Genomic DNA, 15,947 nt, shown 5'->3' on the forward strand with positions numbered 1-15,947 from the left:
CTACTTTATCTGGGTAGCAGGCAGATTGGAATATAAGCAACACCGCTCGCCAGGATGCGTCTTGGCATAATACATTGCCGAATCCGCTTGGTTCATCATTTGCTGTAACTCAAGCCCGTCGGTGGGGAAGCAGCTGACACCGATACTAATTGCTAATGACAGCTCGATATTATCAATCGTGATGGGGGCATGCATTTCATCTTGAATGCGTGTGATCACCTCATTTAAAGCCTCTTTATCAGTTAATAAATCCAGCCAGACAATGAATTCATCCCCACCCAGACGACCGACTAAATCAGAGCGACGAAGCGCTTGTTTAAGACGCAGGCTGACCACCTTGAGTAACTCGTCGCCTATACCGTGTCCATACGTATCGTTGACTTGTTTAAAATTATTAAGATCGATAAATAAGAGCGCAGCATTCGTGTGCGCTCGGTTGGCCCGCATCAAAGCCACATCGACATGTGATTCAAATGCCCGCCGGTTAAACAAGCCTGTCAACTCGTCATGCTCGGCCAAAAATTTAAGCTGATGCTGCTGCTCACGCAGCTGTTGCGTTTGCCGTGCAACCTCTTCGCTCAGTTGGTTCTTGTCAACCATGGTATGACTCAATACCTGCTTCATCTCATTGACGTGATCCGCCAGTTCGGTCAATTCGTCTTTATCTGTCAGTATTAATTCCGAGGTGAGATCCCCTTTTTTAATCTGAGAGATAGTGGCATGTAACGCTTTCAAGCGATGCGTTAGTCGTCGCCGCAAGCTGGTGACAAAAACAGTCACCAGCAATGCTAAGATCACCAATATGCCACCATGAACGACCAGTAGCATTTTCTGCTGTCTACTGGATTCATGCATGACTTGCTGACGCACGGAGAATGCCGCCTCACTCATCGCTTGCAGTAACACATTAAAACGCGAAAAAAGCATTAAACGGCCTTCGTCCACCGTCTGATTCGCACCAAACTGATCGGCTGTTATATCAAGCAAGCGACCAACATTATTGGCAGCTTGAGTAATTGATTGTACTGACTGGCGTGGAATCGCATGCTGATCACTGGATAACTGAGCGCGTAAGGCCTTTACTGATTGGTGAGCATCCTGCCGTGTTTGCGCACTGGGGTATTGACGATATAACCATAAACGCCCACGTAAGCTGTCTATTTGTGAGTGAACCGCAACAATACTGTCTAACCGGTTTTGTATCTGATTTTGCTTATAAAAAAGCTCTACCGTGATCAATAAAGTCACTAGTGTTAAAGCCGTACATGCGTAAACAACGATGTTTAACTGCTGACCGATTTTCATTCTAGTAAGCTCACTTTTTGAGTTGCTTCAACCAGAGGACCAGGATTCAGTAAGTGACGATATGACGGCGTTGGCCCTTCGACCAAACCAGCACGTTGTGCCCATCTGGCTTGGTTTTTTAACCGAAGAAGTAAGGAATCATTTAACGAGAGGCGAAATAAATAATCCTGCCAAAGCCAACTGAGCTTGTCGTCTGACATAGAAAGATACGCCGATACTTGTGCCTTCGCGAGATCGGGCTGCTGATGAATAAGACTGACCGCTTCATCTAAGGCACGAATCACCCGCTGCATATCTTGGTGTTGTTTGTTCACTAGTAACCGACCGCTTACCAACAAAAAGGATAAACTGTGTAGGCCTTTACTATTCAATGACTGTACGGGCTCTGCGGCGCGCTTTAGCAGCTGGTATCCGTAAGGCTCCCAAATGGCAATCGCATCCACGTCGCCATTAAGCAGCGCCTCGGGCAGCGCCTCTGGTAGATAGTCGATTTTCTCTATCGTTTCCCTAGGAATATTATGCAGCTGCAGTAATGAGTCGAAAAAATATTCGCTGGCGCTCGACGCAACAATGCCAATTCGCCCACCTTTGAGAGCATCGGGAAGCGAGCCGCCGATCGCACGCTTAATAGACCAAAGTTTGACGTCATTGTCTGACTCAACAAAACTGGCCAAAATATTAAAATCATTTCGCTCAAAGCTATTGAACATCGCAACCGTCTCTGACGTCGTCGCTAAGTCCGCTTCTCCCTTGGCCAATATTTGAAAGCTTTTCACGCCACCGTGTACAGGTTTCAACGTCATATCAATGCCGTATTTTTCAAACAATCCCTGCTCCTTAGCAACGATGATAGGTGCAGACAACGGGGTGAGAGAAAGAGCAATAGTCAATGGCTCAAGTGGTTCAGAAATAGGTAACCTTGTGTATTGCCAAACGCTATACCCCCCAAGAGCCATCAACATCACTGCAACCAGAGCCAGTCCACGTTTCATGGTGCTACCTTTTTTACCTTTACTGACCAAAGTGTAGACAACTAATAAGACAGTGCATGAGTAAAAAAGAAGACAATAGACGGGAAACAAGAGAGAAAAGCTGCATTTCGTCATTACCAGGGTTATCATTCCGCCACGTTTTTTATCACCGCGGTAAGCCATGATGACATCGACCCCTTTTCATACTGTTCATGACAGCCAAAGCCGTCTTGCCTATCTCACCTCTCATCTCAAAACAGATGTACCCCGCGCTGTCACTGAGGCATTACGTGAAGACTTGGGTGGCAATATTGACGCCAGCAAAGACATTACTGCGACCCTGATCCCCGCCGATTCGGTGTCGACTGCGGTGCTAATTACGCGTGAGGATGGGGTCTTTTGTGGCCGTGATTTTGCTGACGAAGTGTTCAAGCAACTGGGGGGCGAAGTCACTTTGACATGGCATGTGACCGATGGTGACGCGATCAGCGCTAATCAATCGCTATGCACTTTAAAGGGACCATCACGCGTGTTATTAACGGGTGAACGCAATGCGATGAACTTTATCCAGACCTTATCAGGCTGCGCCAGTAAAACAGCAACCTATGTGGCACAGTTACAGGGGACGGAGACCAAGCTATTGGATACCCGCAAAACCGTGCCTGGCCTGCGTAGTGCACTCAAATATGCGGTGGCTTGTGGCGGCGGACACAATCACCGTATTGGTGTGTTCGATGCGTATCTCATTAAAGAAAACCACATTCTTGCCTGCGGGGGGATTGCCAATGCGGTGAAAGAAGCTCGCCGTCTGAACCCAGATAAGCTAGTCGAAGTGGAAACAGAAAATCTGGATGAGTTGCAACAAGCGATGGATGCCGGCGCCGACATTGTGATGTTAGATAACTTTAGCGTGCCGATGATGCGTGAGGCAGTGGCACGCAACCAAGGCCATGTGGCACTGGAGGTTTCTGGCAATGTCACTCTGGATACACTGGCGGAATATGCGTCCACAGGGGTGGATTATATTTCGGTTGGCGCTTTAACCAAGCACGTGACCGCACTCGATTTATCCATGCGTTTTCAATAACGCTTACGCTAACCAAGGTTCAACTGGGCTGCCCGTATTGGGCAGCCTTTTTTTATAACAATTTTGTGACAATAATTTTGTGGTCTGTCGAACACTACAACAGAAAAAACCGCCTGTTACATCAAGCTTTTATCCTTCACTCTCAAACTCATGTTTACCCTCTTTTTTGCGCCACACACAAGCGTAAAGTCGCTGCACTCGCGGCCACCGCATTGGCGGCCGATCATCATTGAGAGGAGAGAAGTCACATGCAAAAGCAACAAGGGTTTAGCTTGATTGAGTTACTGGTGGTATTAGGCATTATTGGCGCACTGACTGCCATCGCCATTCCGCAATACCAGAAGTATCAAGACAAAGCCAAAGTCACCGCCGCGATTGCCACGCTGACCAATATGCGCTCCGTGGTAGAAGCGCAGATAATGGAAACGGGCGCGTTCCCAAAAAACGACCCAAAAATCAAAGAAAATCTTGGAATTCCTGGTGATGTAGAGTTCACTGACATTACTGGCGTTAAAGGAGACATGAAATTAGACGTACAGGGGATGCCGAAGGGTAATAAAGTCATACTCGCACGGAGCAAGAAAGGCAAGTGGACGTGCGAGCAACCATCGACAACCATAGAAGTCAATGGCTGCAAGCAAGCGAGTAAGAACCAGCCAACACCTTAAGCGAATATAAAACAGGGACTCACGATGATCCCAACCGCTCCGTTGTATCAAGCCGGTTTATTGACCGATGCCCAGCGCGATGTGCTGGGCATCGGCAACAATGCGTCGCTCAGTCTCGCACATTTACTCGATGCTGGGGTTGACCCCACCGCGCTCGCCAACACCCTCGCTAACCTGCACCATCTTCCGTTTGCAGAAAGCCATCAGTATCCGTTTAAAGACACCTGCTATGCGTTAGACCGGCGCGATTTGATTCAGCGTCATCAAGTGCTGCCGCTTGCCCAACAAGGCCAAGAGCTATTGCTTGGCGTCAGTGACCCAGATAACACAGAAGCTGTCGCCGACTTTCGTTTTTCTACTGGGCTCAATGTCCGTTTGGTGGTGCTCAGTCAGCAAGATTTAGATGCCGCTTTGCGTCACTTATACGGGGCAGATATCGATGGCACCGGCGATGGCATCACCATCAGTGATCAAGACTTAGCGGCGCTCACTATCACCGATAGCCCACACGATGACAGTACGGAACTGCAAAGCGATCAAGCCCCGATTAGCCGCTATATCCAGCAAATTTTAATCGATGCGGTGCGTAAAAAAGCGTCCGACGTTCACTTTGAGCCCTTTGAGGATCACTATCAAATACGCTTTCGCCAAGACGGCTTACTGCAAACCTATGCTCATCCTCCGGCAGGGGTATCACGCCGCTTATCCACTCGACTCAAAATCTTAGCCCAACTCAATATTGCCGAGCGACGCTTACCGCAAGACGGACGCATCAAGCTGACCCTCACCGCTGAACATACGGTCGATATGCGGGTATCCACTTTGCCGACCGTCTGGGGTGAAAAGGTGGTCGTACGCTTGCTCAATAATGATCAGCAATCGTTGAATTTTGAGGATCTTGGTTTTACTGATTGGCAGCGCCACCACTATCAAACAGCGCTCGACCAACCGCAAGGGCTGATCTTATTCACTGGACCCACAGGGAGTGGTAAAACCGTCTCGTTATACAGTGGCTTGCGCTACCTCAACCAGCCGGAAAGAAACATTGCCACCGTTGAAGATCCGGTCGAGATCCAGCTTGATGGCATCAATCAAGTCAATGTCAATACACAGATTGGACTCGATTTCGCGACCGCACTCCGCGCCTTTTTGCGTCAAGATCCTGATATCGTTATGGTCGGGGAAGTGCGAGATACAGAGACCGCCGAAATTAGCATTAAAGCGGCACAAACGGGGCACTTAGTACTCTCCACGTTGCATACCAACTCTGCCGCTGAGAGTATTACCCGTTTAGCACATATGGGGATCGCGCCTTACAACCTCGCCAGTTCATTGACCTTAGTCGTCGCACAACGACTCGTACGTCGGCTTTGTCCGGTTTGTAAACAACCTCATCCGTGTGACGATCCCAGTTTGAAACCATTAGTGAGTCTATATCCTCGCTTCGATCCTACCCAAATCTATCAAGCGAACCCCAGCGGCTGTTATCGGTGCTATCAAGGCTATCAAGGTCGCACTGGGATCTACGAAGTACTGCCTATCGACGACACCATTGCCAACGCGATTTATCGCAATGCCAGCGCAAGTGAGCTCACCACACTCGCCTGTCAACAAGGCATGTGGCGGCTAGCAGAGTCAGGGATAGACAAACTCAACCAGGGGATCACCAGTGTGCAAGAGCTCACTCGCGTGATCCAATTGGCATAAGGAATGAGCATGCCCAAGCCAAGCTTATTTATATTCCATTGGCGCCAAGCTGTCGCCATTGGTTCCGTTCAAAAAGGCCAAGTGTTCGCGTATTCGGAGCATGATGCTCGTCAACAATTGGCCAGCCAATCTATCCTGCCTACTCGTCTCGTTCGCAGGCGTCTTTCCAGTTGGCAGCAACGCAAACACAAGGCAAAAGCCGCCGATGTTACTCAGTTTTCTCGCGAGATCACCACATTGTTGGAGTCTGGTATCCCCATTATTCAGGCGCTAAACCTGATAGAGGAGAATCAGGTCAAAGCAGAAATGCGGTTAGTGGTTCGCCACCTTCGTCAGCAACTGGAAGCCGGCACGAGTTTAAGCACGGCCCTAGCGCAAGCCAGTCCCCTGTTTGACCGCTTTTATTGTGAGCTGGTTGCCACCGGCGAACAAACCGGTCAACTTCCTTTGGTGTTTGCTCGCCTCGCACTGTACCGAGAAAAGCAAGCGCGGCTGCGTAGTAAGGTGATTAAAGCCATGATTTATCCCACTATCGTAATCGGCGTGGCACTCGGCGTTAGCACTTACTTACTCTTGTTCGTGATCCCAAAATTTAAGCAGATTTTTGATTCTTTTGGTGCGCCACTTCCTTGGCTAACGCGGCAAGTGCTGGCATTGTCTGATTGGATGCTCGCGCATGCACTGGTCGTTGCCGCCATCCTGGTTGCCCTCACGTTGTCACATAAATGGCTACAACGGCGGCGTCCGCGCTATCGGTATCACTACCACCGATGGCTACTCAAGCTCCCCATTATTGGTGAGGTCTTGGGCAAAGCCTGTATCGCGAAATTTGCCCGCACACTGGCAACGACTTTTAGCGCAGGGATCCCACTGATTTCGGGGCTAAAATCGGCAACCAACATTCTCACTAATGACTATTATGCTCACGGACTCATCACTGTCTCTGCGCACACCGCAACGGGGATACCGCTCTATCAAGCGTTACGCGAAAGTGGACGCTTCCCCAATATGATGACGCAAATGATCATGATTGGTGAAGAGTCCGGCTCGTTAGACACCATGCTTCACCGAGTGGCGCTAATTTACGAGGAGGATGTTGACAATATTGTTGATAATCTCGGGAAAATCATCGAACCACTTCTGATTTTAGTGCTTGGACTACTCATTGGCGGTTTAGTGGTCGCCATGTATCTTCCCATTTTCAATCTTATGTCTGTTCTCGGCTAAGCCAAGATAGAGTCTCGATACGTAACGCGCTATGATTTGCGCACAAGCGATGATTCACGCACAACAAGTAATAAGCAGGTGTCATGTTGGTGTTCTCTTCCCCGTTTTTTATTGTGATAGCCGGCCTACTGGGTCTGATCTTCGGCAGTTTTTTAAACGTGGTTATCGCCCGTTTACCGACAATGATGGAACGCCAGTGGCGCCAAGAATGCCGACTTAGCTTTCCAGAAGCCAATATCGATGCGCCAGACGACACACGTTTTGACCTGAGTTTACCCGCGTCCCACTGCCCGCAGTGTCACACATCAATTGCTTGGTACGACAATATCCCGCTGGTTAGCTGGCTAGCGCTCAAAGGTCGCTGTCGGCACTGTCAGGCTCCCATTAGCAAACGTTATCCGATCGTTGAGCTCATCAGCGCCCTTCTCTGCGCGCTTCCGGCCTGGTTGTTTTCCTCGCCTGAGTGGGCGATCGCGGTGATGGGCGCAAGCTTGACATTACTGGCGCTCACCGTGATCGACTGGGAAACATTGCTGCTTCCTGATCAACTCACCTTGCCTCTCCTTTGGGCTGGGATCGCCTTGGCATTAACCAACATTAGCCCAGTGTCATTGACCGACAGTGTGATGGGGGCCATGGCCGGCTATGTCAGCCTCTGGAGCTTGTTTTGGGTGTTCAAATTGATCACCGGGAAAGAGGGAATGGGTTATGGCGATTTTAAGCTTTTTGCCGCGTTAGGCGCCTGGATCGGGTGGCAAGCCTTGCCACTACTGATTTTATTGGCCTCACTGAGTGGTGCGATTGTTGGGGCATTATTGCTTCGCCAACAACAAAAAGGTCTACAACATGCTTTTGCCTTCGGTCCTTTTATTGCGGTCGCTGGCTGGCTTGGCCTGCTTTGGGGCGATAGCCTGTTACACTGGTATCTTTCGCTTGTATTAGGAGTTAGCTAATGGGGTTTGTGGTCGGGTTAACCGGTGGTATTGGCAGTGGCAAAACCACGGTAGCCAACCGGTTTGCCGCCAAAGGGATTGATATTGTCGATGCCGACATCATTGCGCGTGAGGTCGTCGCTCCTGGCAGTAAAGGACTTGGGGCGATTGTCGCGCGTTTTGGTTCACCTGCCTTAAACCAAGACGGCAGTTTGGATCGTGCATGGCTACGAGAACGCGTATTTAACCATCCCGACGATAGGCAATGGCTCGATAACTTATTGCATCCCCTGATCCGAACACGCATGATCCAAGACTGTGCCACTAGCAACGCACCATATTGTTTGCTTGTGGTGCCCCTATTGGTCGAAAATAATCTCATGTCATTAGCGAATAGGGTATTGGTGGTTGATGTTGATAAGCCAACCCAAATAGCGCGAACGTTAGCTCGCGATCAGGTCAGCGAACAGCAGGTCCAATCTATCTTGGCCGCACAGGCCAGTCGTCAACAACGCCTCGACGTCGCCGACGATGTTGTCGATAATACGCAAACCGAGGTGGAACTTGATCGACAAGTTGATGCCTTACATCACATGTATTTAACCTTGGCAACCCAGGCAAACGCCGGCAAATAGCCGGACAGGATCGCTAAACGCTTATGACCAGCCTCACTGTGTATGAACACCCACTCAATGAACAGGTGCGTATTTACTTGCGCCTGGAGTACCTGCTCGACCAACTGGATGAAGTGAGCGGGCTTTCAGCCCCCTGCCACCATATTCAATTTTTCCGCAGTTTATTTGATTTACTGGAAATTTTAGAACAGGTGCCAGTGAAAGCCGACTTAGCCAAGGACTTGGATAAACTCAAGAAGAAACTTAACGCGTGGTCAGATGTTCCCCAAGTGGACCAAGCACAACTTAACCAATTATTAGAGCAACTGGCCGCGCACCAGCGCTCGGTGCTACAAGCCAAACGATTTGGTCAAGCTCTGCGAGAGGATCGCTTCTTAACCAGTATTAAGCAGCGCTTTTCCATTCCTGGGGGCAGCTGTAGTTTTGATTTACCTATATTCCATTATTGGCTCCACCAGCCTCTCGCGGCGCGCCAAAATGCGATTCAAGGGTGGATGGAAACCTTATCTCCATTGCGCCATGCCCTCACCTTCTGGCTACAGCTAACACGTGAAAGTGCCCACGGCGGGACGGAAAATGTGCAACACGGTTTTTATCAGCAAGAAGCGGATGGTGCTTGTTTAATTCGACTGTCATTAGCCCCGGATTTTGGTGTCTATCCGTTAGTTTCTGGGCACAAAAATCGCTTTGCGATCCGGTTCATGCCATTTGACGATGATCTCGAGGTCGCCGACAATATGCCTGTTCATATCAGTGTCTGTTAAGGAGAAGCACGTGAGTGATGCCCCCACTGTGGTAAAATGTCCGACCTGTCAACAGCCTGTGGTTTGGGGAGAGGTGAGTCCACATCGTCCATTTTGTAGTAAACGCTGCCAACTAATTGATTTAGGCGAATGGGCGAGTGAAGAAAAAGCCATTCCTGGTCCGGTCGATGTGTCGGACGATGATCTTTGGTCAGAGGAGCAGCACAACTAACCGAACTGCCCCAATCTCGCCCATCGGGCTCAAAACCGTGCGCGAATTTTCTCAAGAACAGCGTCGTTCGCTTCAGGAAACGCATAGTCATCCAATTCAGCGATCGGCGCCCAAACGCCCTCTTGCCCCTCACAACCAGTAGGCTCTCCGTCAAAATCACAGACTAAAAAGAAATCCAAACTCAATGCTTTGTCTGGAAAATCAAAGTCCAACGAAATAAACGGGCTCACGTCCTTAGCGTCAATTCCCACCTCTTCTTGTAGTTCACGGAGCAAAGCGCGTTTAGGCGTCTCGCTACCTTCAATTTTTCCACCTGGAAACTCCCACTTGCCACCTTGATGCGCTTGGGCATGACGACGTGTTATAAACACTTTATCTTGAGCCAGGTTGACAATGATGCCTGCGGCAATACTCACCCGTTTCATGAATTCTCCTGATAATAAAAAAAGGCCGATAAAACGGCCTTTTTCGATAATGCATGGTCAGGGTCTAGATTCTACCGTGACACTGCTTAAATTTCTTCCCTGAACCGCAAGGACAAGGCTCGTTTCGGCCCACTTTTCGTCCATCACGGACCACGGTATCATTACCCGGCTCTCCAGCTTCGCCATCATCAAACTGGTTTTCAGCTTGCGCGTGATTGACTTGTTGCTGACGTGCCGCTTGTTCCGCCCGTGCTTGGCGTTCTGCTTCCATACGTTCAACTTCGTCAGGCTGTTGAACACGGACACGGCTCAATGTAGTCACAACATCGGTTTTCAATGCGTCTAACATGCCCTCAAACAGCTCAAACGACTCGCGCTTATACTCTTGTTTAGGGTTTTTCTGCGCATAACCACGCAAATGAATGCCTTGACGAAGATGGTCCATAGCCGCTAGGTGCTCTTTCCAAAGCGTGTCCAGCGTTTGCAACATGACGGCCTTTTCAAAGTTGCGTAATGTTTCGGCGCCAACAGCGTCTTCTTTGCCTTTGTAGACCTCAATCAAGGCGGTCAGAATACGTTCACGCAGCAACTCTTCATACAGCTTGTCATCGTCATCCAACCATTGCTGGATAGGTAGTTCAATGTCGAAATCAGCTTTAAGACGCTTTTCAAGGCCAGGGATATCCCACAGCTCTTCTAGTGACTGTGGTGGGATATATTGATTAACAATGGTATTGACCACATCTTCGCGGTTGTGCTCAATCATCTCACTGATATCGGTTGAGACGAGAAGCGCGTCACGTAATTCATACACGACTTTACGCTGATCGTTGGCGACATCATCGAACTCGAGCAACTGCTTACGAATATCAAAGTTACGACCTTCGACTTTACGCTGCGCATTTTCGATCGCTTTGTTCACCCAAGGGTGTTCAATCGCTTCGCCTTCAGCCATACCCAGTCGCTTCATCATGTTAGAGACTTTTTCTGAGGCAAAAATGCGCATCAGTGAGTCTTCCATTGAGAGATAGAAGCGAGTTGAGCCCGGATCGCCTTGACGACCGGCACGACCACGTAGCTGGTTATCAATACGACGAGATTCGTGGCGCTCGGTACCAATGATATGTAAACCACCGGCTTCGACGACTTGATCGTGCAGCTGTTGCCATTTTTCTTTCGCTGCTTCAACTTGTGCATCGGTCGGACTTTCTACCTCACCCAGCACCTGTTTCCAGCTACCACCCAGAACGATGTCGGTACCTCGACCGGCCATGTTGGTCGCAATAGTGACCGCTCCTGGATAACCGGCTTGTTCAACAATGTCGGCTTCGTGGGCGTGAAACTTCGCATTCAGAACCTGGTGCTTAATGCCGTCTTTGTTAAGCGCATCAGACAATAGCTCGGACTTTTCGATCGATACCGTCCCCACCAACACAGGCTGACCTGCTTTTGCGCGTGCTTTGATATCTTCAGCAATCGCGACAAACTTTTCTTTCTCGGTCATATAGACCTGATCCGCATGATCTTTACGTACCATCGGACGGTTAGTCGGAATAACGACAGTATCGAGGCCATAAATCGACTGGAACTCAAACGCTTCGGTATCGGCGGTCCCAGTCATACCCGATAGCTTGTCATATAGACGGAAGAAATTCTGGAAGGTGATCGAGGCGAGGGTTTGATTCTCATTTTGAATCTTCACCCCTTCTTTAGCCTCCACCGCTTGGTGTAAGCCTTCCGACCAGCGACGACCCGGCATCGTACGGCCCGTATGCTCGTCGACAATAATCACTTCATCGTCATTCACGATGTAGTCGACATCACGCTCAAATAACACATGCGCACGTAGCGCGGCATTAATATGATGAATAAGACTGATGTTTGCTGGTGAGTACAGGGTATCGTCTTCACCCATCAGGCCATTTTTCTTCAGCAGATCTTCAACGAACTCTTGTCCGTTTTCAGTCATGTAAACCTGCTTCGCTTTCTCATCAACCGTGAAGTGGCCATCGCCTTGATAATCTTCGGTGTCTTCTTCTTCTTGCTGTTTCAGGCTCGGGATCAAGGCATTGATACGCTGATACATCTCCGAGCTATCTTCCGCCGGACCCGAGATGATCAACGGCGTACGTGCTTCATCGATCAAAATTGAGTCAACTTCATCGACGATGGAGAAGTAACGATCGCGTTGTACTCGATCTTCGGCGCGAAATGCCATGTTGTCACGCAAGTAATCAAAACCGAATTCGTTATTCGTCCCGTACAATACGTCACATCCATAGGCGGCTTTCTTGGCTTCAGGTGGCATATTAGGGACGTTCACTCCAACCGTCATCCCTAAAAACTCAAACAAGGGACGGTTGGTTTCCGCATCACGCTCGGCCAAGTAATCATTGACGGTGATGATGTGCACCGACTTACCGGTTAAGGCATTCAGGTATGATGGGAGCGTGGCAGTCAGGGTTTTACCTTCCCCCGTGCGCATTTCAGCGATTTGGCCGTTATGTAGCACAATACCGCCAATCATCTGCACATCAAAATGGCGTAGACCGAAGACACGCTTCGAGGCTTCGCGGACGGTGGCAAAGGCTTCTGGAATAAGATCATCCAGCTCAGCACCTTGGTCTAGGCGCTCACGGAATTCAATGGTTTTAGCTTTTAGCGCATCGTCGTTCAACGCTTCAAATTGGGGTTCGAGTTTATTGATTTCATCAACAACTTTTCGCAGCCGACGCAAGGTGCGGTCATTACGGCTTCCGATAACTTTAGTCAGGACTTTCGATAACATGGCGTTGTCGGTACTCTTTTTAATGGTCTTCCCACATGGGCGGCCGCTACACTGCCACAATGCTGGCGTGTTTCAGTTCATCGCGGATTGGCTTAAGCTCATCGATTCAACAAGAGATACCAATACGCATCTCTTTTAGGTGGAGCCAAATCGGATAGAATTCAAGGGCGCTTACGCCGCTTCACAACAATTTCTACGTGACTGATTATAAATGTGATAGGCGGAGCGATAAAACACGCCCTCATCGCCTTACCCATGCGACACTTACCTGTGAATGATTGTTCTATACTGTGCTCACCTCAGGGAAAAGCCAGTATTTCAGTTGGTAGGCTGCATGCTGAGGTGGTGCATGTATGATAAGGTAAATTACCTTCACATCCTATGACAAATCTAGGATTCAAGGGATCAATTAGCGAAAATTAGACGCTGTGCGCCCGTTCAAGCACCGAATAGATGATAAAAAAGGCAGTTATCGCGCTATGAGAGACCATCGCCCTCGCTCAACTTTACACCTATTGGAGAGCGACCCAAACAACATTGCCCAACGTGCTGTTGAGCTAGCCAAGTTAAACACGTTGATATTGTCACTACTTCCCGGTGAAACCTCCAAGGCCTGTCGTGTTGCCAATTATCGTGACGGTGTGTTGGTGGTTGAAGTCGGCAGCGCGGCATGGGCAATGCGGCTCAACTACGAGCGGCAACACCTGCTGTCTGTGTTGCGAAAAAAAGGACTCGCCAGTCTAACAACCATTGAAGTGAAAATTAATCCGGCTTTGGCTGCCGTAGACAGAAAAGACGATAAAAAGGTAGCCTCGCGTCATCTGAGTCAAGCCTCTGGTGAGTTACTCCGGGCGCTCGGTGAAAGTGCATCCCCAAAACTCAAAACACGGCTTAATGCGCTCGCCAAGCTCGCCGCAGATCAAAAAAAGCCAGAGTAATCTCTGGCTTTTTCATCGTGTGAACGCTCAAACATGGTGCGTTGCACCCTTGTTGGGCAGCGTCTTAGGCTAGCACCATTCCTGGCTCCGCAAATGCGACTGGTGATGTTTCAGTTTCTTCAAACGTCACCCACTCCCACGCTTCTTGATCGGCCAACACAGCACGAAGCAACTTGTTGTTTAACGCATGACCAGATTTGTACGCACGCATCTCGCCGAGAATACTATGACCGCACATATACAAATCACCAATCGCGTCAAGCACCTTGTGCTTAACCAGTTCATTATCAAAGCGCAGCCCTTCTTCGTTCAAGATACGGTAATCATCTAAAACGATGGCGCAGTCAAAGCTGCCGCCGAGGCACAAGTTTTGAGACTGTAAGTATTCAATGTCACGCATAAAACCAAAGGTACGTGCGCGACTCAAATCCTTAATAAAAGATTGGCTTGAGAAGTCTAACACCAAATTTTGCTGTTCCGATTCAATCGCTGGATGGTCGAATTCGATAGCAAAGTCAAGACGGAAGCCATTGTATGGCAGGAGTTCCGCCCACTTATCGTCGTCTTCAATGCGAACAGGCTTTTTAATACGAATGAAGCGTTTTGGCGCATTTTGGACATCAATGCCCGCAGACTGCAGTAAAAAAATAAACGGGCTTGAGCTACCATCCATAATTGGAATTTCTGGCGCATTCACTTCGATAATGATGTTATCGATACCCATACCTGCAATCGCGGCACTCAAGTGCTCAACGGTTGAGATGCGAACACCCGCGTCATTGACTAAGGCCGTACACAACATAGTGTCGCGCACATCTTTAGGATCGGCCGGAAAATCAACCGGTGGCTCCATGTCAGTGCGACGATAAATCACACCCGTGTTTGCAGGAGCCGGACGCAGAGTAAGCGTAACCTTACGCCCAGAGTGGAGACCCACACCAGTCGTTTGGACCATACTTTTCAATGTTCGCTGTCTAATCATCGGCTTATCTCAACTTTTTCTCAAAAAAGTGTGCTCTGCGTCACTCATTACCCTGTCACCTTAGACATGGGGAGCGTGATGGTAGCACATCACTGGCTACAAACCAAGCAATTGCGATTAGTCAGCTTGCTTACGCAAAAACGCAGGAATATCGAGATAATCATGCTCGGTCTGCGATTTTGGTGCCGCATTCGATGACGATGCAGCCGGCTGCTCTTTCGCCGCAGGGTTTGTACTTGCCGCCTTAGGTTTATCTTGCAAAGGCTGTGCCTTTTTAGGCTCGGCCTGTGCTTGCCCTGACTGTGCATTGGTGACTAAGGTAATATCTGGCTTACGTTCATTGCCAATCCCGGTCGCCACAACAGTCACTCGCAGCTCGTCGCTCATTTCTGGGTCCATCGATGTTCCGATGACCACGGTGGCATTGTCTGACGCAAACGCTTTGACAGTGTTACCCACGGTCTCGAATTCGTCGAGTCGCATATCAAAGCCTGCGGTAATATTGACCAGGACACCACGTGCACCCGCGAGATCGATATCTTCAAGAAGCGGGCTCGAAATCGCCATTTCTGCAGCTTCCTCCGCACGGTCTTCGCCGGTTGCCACTCCACTGCCCATCATGGCGTGTCCCATTTCTGACATCACGGTCCGGACGTCAGCAAAGTCGACGTTGATGTGACCAGGGCGAGTGATCAGCTCAGCGATCCCCTGTACCGCATTGCGTAACACATCATTTGCTTTCGCAAATGCATCTAACAACGTAATGCCACGACCTAACACCTTAAGCAGCTTTTCGTTAGGAATCGTGATAAGCGAGTCGACTTGCTTCGACAGCTCTTCAATCCCCTGCTCGGCGAAGGCTAATCGCTTCTTACCCTCAAAGCTAAATGGTTTGGTCACAACCGCAACCGTTAGGATCCCCATTTCTTTCGCAATTTCTGCGATCACAGGGGCACCACCGGTTCCGGTCCCACCGCCCATTCCAGCTGCGATAAATACCATATCGGCACCTTCGAGCTCAGCTTTAATGGCATCGCGATCTTCGAGTGCAGAATCTCGACCTACTTGCGGGTTTGCCCCAGCGCCTAGGCCTTTAGTAATATCACCACCAATTTGAATGACCGTACCTACGCTACTTTTACGTAGTGCTTGGGCATCTGTATTAATGCTAATGAAGTCAACCCCTTCGATTGACTCACGCACCATATGTTCAACGGCGTTACCGCCGCCACCGCCAATGCCAACGACCTTAATCACTGCATCGTCAGACATTTCCATCATCGGTTCAAACATGAGTTCTCTCCGTC

General features: G+C 49.4%; 15 protein-coding genes. 9 read left to right on the forward strand and 6 right to left on the reverse strand.

Annotated features, from left to right (window positions below; translation table 11 throughout):
• On the reverse strand, positions 1-1,305 hold the full coding sequence (locus tag BUQ98_RS09130) for a diguanylate cyclase domain-containing protein (RefSeq protein ID WP_074213464.1): 1,305 nt from the start codon (positions 1,303-1,305) through the stop codon (positions 1-3).
• The gene (locus tag BUQ98_RS09135; protein WP_074213643.1) at positions 1,302-2,297 is read right to left on the reverse strand and encodes an ABC transporter substrate-binding protein; all 996 of its coding nucleotides are present in this window, start codon (positions 2,295-2,297) and stop codon (positions 1,302-1,304) included. Before BUQ98_RS09135 ends, BUQ98_RS09130 begins: the two co-directional genes overlap by 4 nt.
• A 160-nt stretch (positions 2,298-2,457) precedes the next feature.
• Between BUQ98_RS09135 and nadC the strand changes: the two genes are divergently transcribed.
• The 8 genes from nadC (at position 2,458) to yacG (ending at position 9,507) form a co-directional block, all read left to right on the forward strand.
• Positions 2,458-3,363: a carboxylating nicotinate-nucleotide diphosphorylase gene (nadC, locus tag BUQ98_RS09140; RefSeq protein WP_074213465.1), complete on the forward strand. Its 906-nt coding sequence runs from the start codon at positions 2,458-2,460 to the stop codon at positions 3,361-3,363.
• Positions 3,364-3,611: 248 nt separating this feature from the next.
• On the forward strand, positions 3,612-4,031 hold the full coding sequence (locus tag BUQ98_RS09145; protein WP_074213466.1) for a pilin: 420 nt from the start codon (positions 3,612-3,614) through the stop codon (positions 4,029-4,031).
• A 24-nt stretch (positions 4,032-4,055) separates the two neighbouring features.
• Positions 4,056-5,738, forward strand: coding sequence for a type IV-A pilus assembly ATPase PilB (pilB, locus tag BUQ98_RS09150; RefSeq protein WP_074213467.1), 1,683 nt, complete (start codon positions 4,056-4,058; stop codon positions 5,736-5,738).
• 9 nt (positions 5,739-5,747) lie between these two features.
• Positions 5,748-6,965, forward strand: a complete 1,218-nt coding sequence (locus tag BUQ98_RS09155; protein ID WP_254813899.1) for a type II secretion system F family protein — start codon at positions 5,748-5,750, stop codon at positions 6,963-6,965.
• Between the two features lie 83 nt (positions 6,966-7,048).
• Positions 7,049-7,918 carry a prepilin peptidase gene (locus BUQ98_RS09160; protein WP_074213469.1) on the forward strand — a complete coding sequence of 290 codons (870 nt, stop codon included), beginning with the start codon at positions 7,049-7,051 and terminating at the stop codon, positions 7,916-7,918.
• Positions 7,918-8,532, forward strand: a complete 615-nt coding sequence (gene coaE / locus BUQ98_RS09165) for a dephospho-CoA kinase (protein ID WP_074213470.1) — start codon at positions 7,918-7,920, stop codon at positions 8,530-8,532. The genes BUQ98_RS09160 and coaE overlap by 1 nt, the downstream gene beginning before the upstream one ends.
• Positions 8,533-8,555: 23 nt before the next feature.
• Positions 8,556-9,296 carry a cell division protein ZapD gene (gene zapD, locus BUQ98_RS09170; RefSeq protein ID WP_074213471.1) on the forward strand — a complete coding sequence of 247 codons (741 nt, stop codon included), beginning with the start codon at positions 8,556-8,558 and terminating at the stop codon, positions 9,294-9,296.
• A gap of 10 nt (positions 9,297-9,306) precedes the next feature.
• Positions 9,307-9,507: a DNA gyrase inhibitor YacG gene (yacG, locus tag BUQ98_RS09175; protein WP_074213472.1), complete on the forward strand. Its 201-nt coding sequence runs from the start codon at positions 9,307-9,309 to the stop codon at positions 9,505-9,507.
• Between the two features lie 29 nt (positions 9,508-9,536).
• On the opposite strand, the gene mutT is transcribed toward yacG, so the two are convergent.
• Together mutT and secA are read right to left on the reverse strand one after the other, a co-directional pair.
• Positions 9,537-9,932, reverse strand: coding sequence for an 8-oxo-dGTP diphosphatase MutT (gene mutT / locus BUQ98_RS09180; protein ID WP_074213473.1), 396 nt, complete (start codon positions 9,930-9,932; stop codon positions 9,537-9,539).
• Between the two features lie 64 nt (positions 9,933-9,996).
• The gene (gene secA, locus BUQ98_RS09185; protein ID WP_074213474.1) at positions 9,997-12,720 is read right to left on the reverse strand and encodes a preprotein translocase subunit SecA; all 2,724 of its coding nucleotides are present in this window, start codon (positions 12,718-12,720) and stop codon (positions 9,997-9,999) included.
• 479 nt (positions 12,721-13,199) lie between these two features.
• Here secA and BUQ98_RS09190 point away from each other — a divergent pair, with 479 nt between their 5' ends.
• A complete protein-coding gene (locus BUQ98_RS09190; RefSeq protein WP_074213644.1) occupies positions 13,200-13,658 on the forward strand; it encodes a DUF721 domain-containing protein in 459 nt (152 codons plus the stop codon).
• A gap of 64 nt (positions 13,659-13,722) precedes the next feature.
• Here BUQ98_RS09190 and lpxC read toward each other — a convergent pair whose 3' ends face one another.
• A complete protein-coding gene (lpxC, locus tag BUQ98_RS09195) occupies positions 13,723-14,640 on the reverse strand; it encodes a UDP-3-O-acyl-N-acetylglucosamine deacetylase (RefSeq protein ID WP_074213475.1) in 918 nt (305 codons plus the stop codon).
• A 117-nt stretch (positions 14,641-14,757) separates the two neighbouring features.
• Complete coding sequence (ftsZ, locus tag BUQ98_RS09200; RefSeq protein WP_074213476.1) at positions 14,758-15,933, reverse strand: cell division protein FtsZ; 1,176 nt, start codon at positions 15,931-15,933, stop codon at positions 14,758-14,760.
• Positions 15,934-15,947: the final 14 nt, after the last annotated feature.

The organism is Salinivibrio sp. ES.052 (genome assembly GCF_900141775.1).
Classification (GTDB): Bacteria; Pseudomonadota; Gammaproteobacteria; order Enterobacterales; family Vibrionaceae; genus Salinivibrio.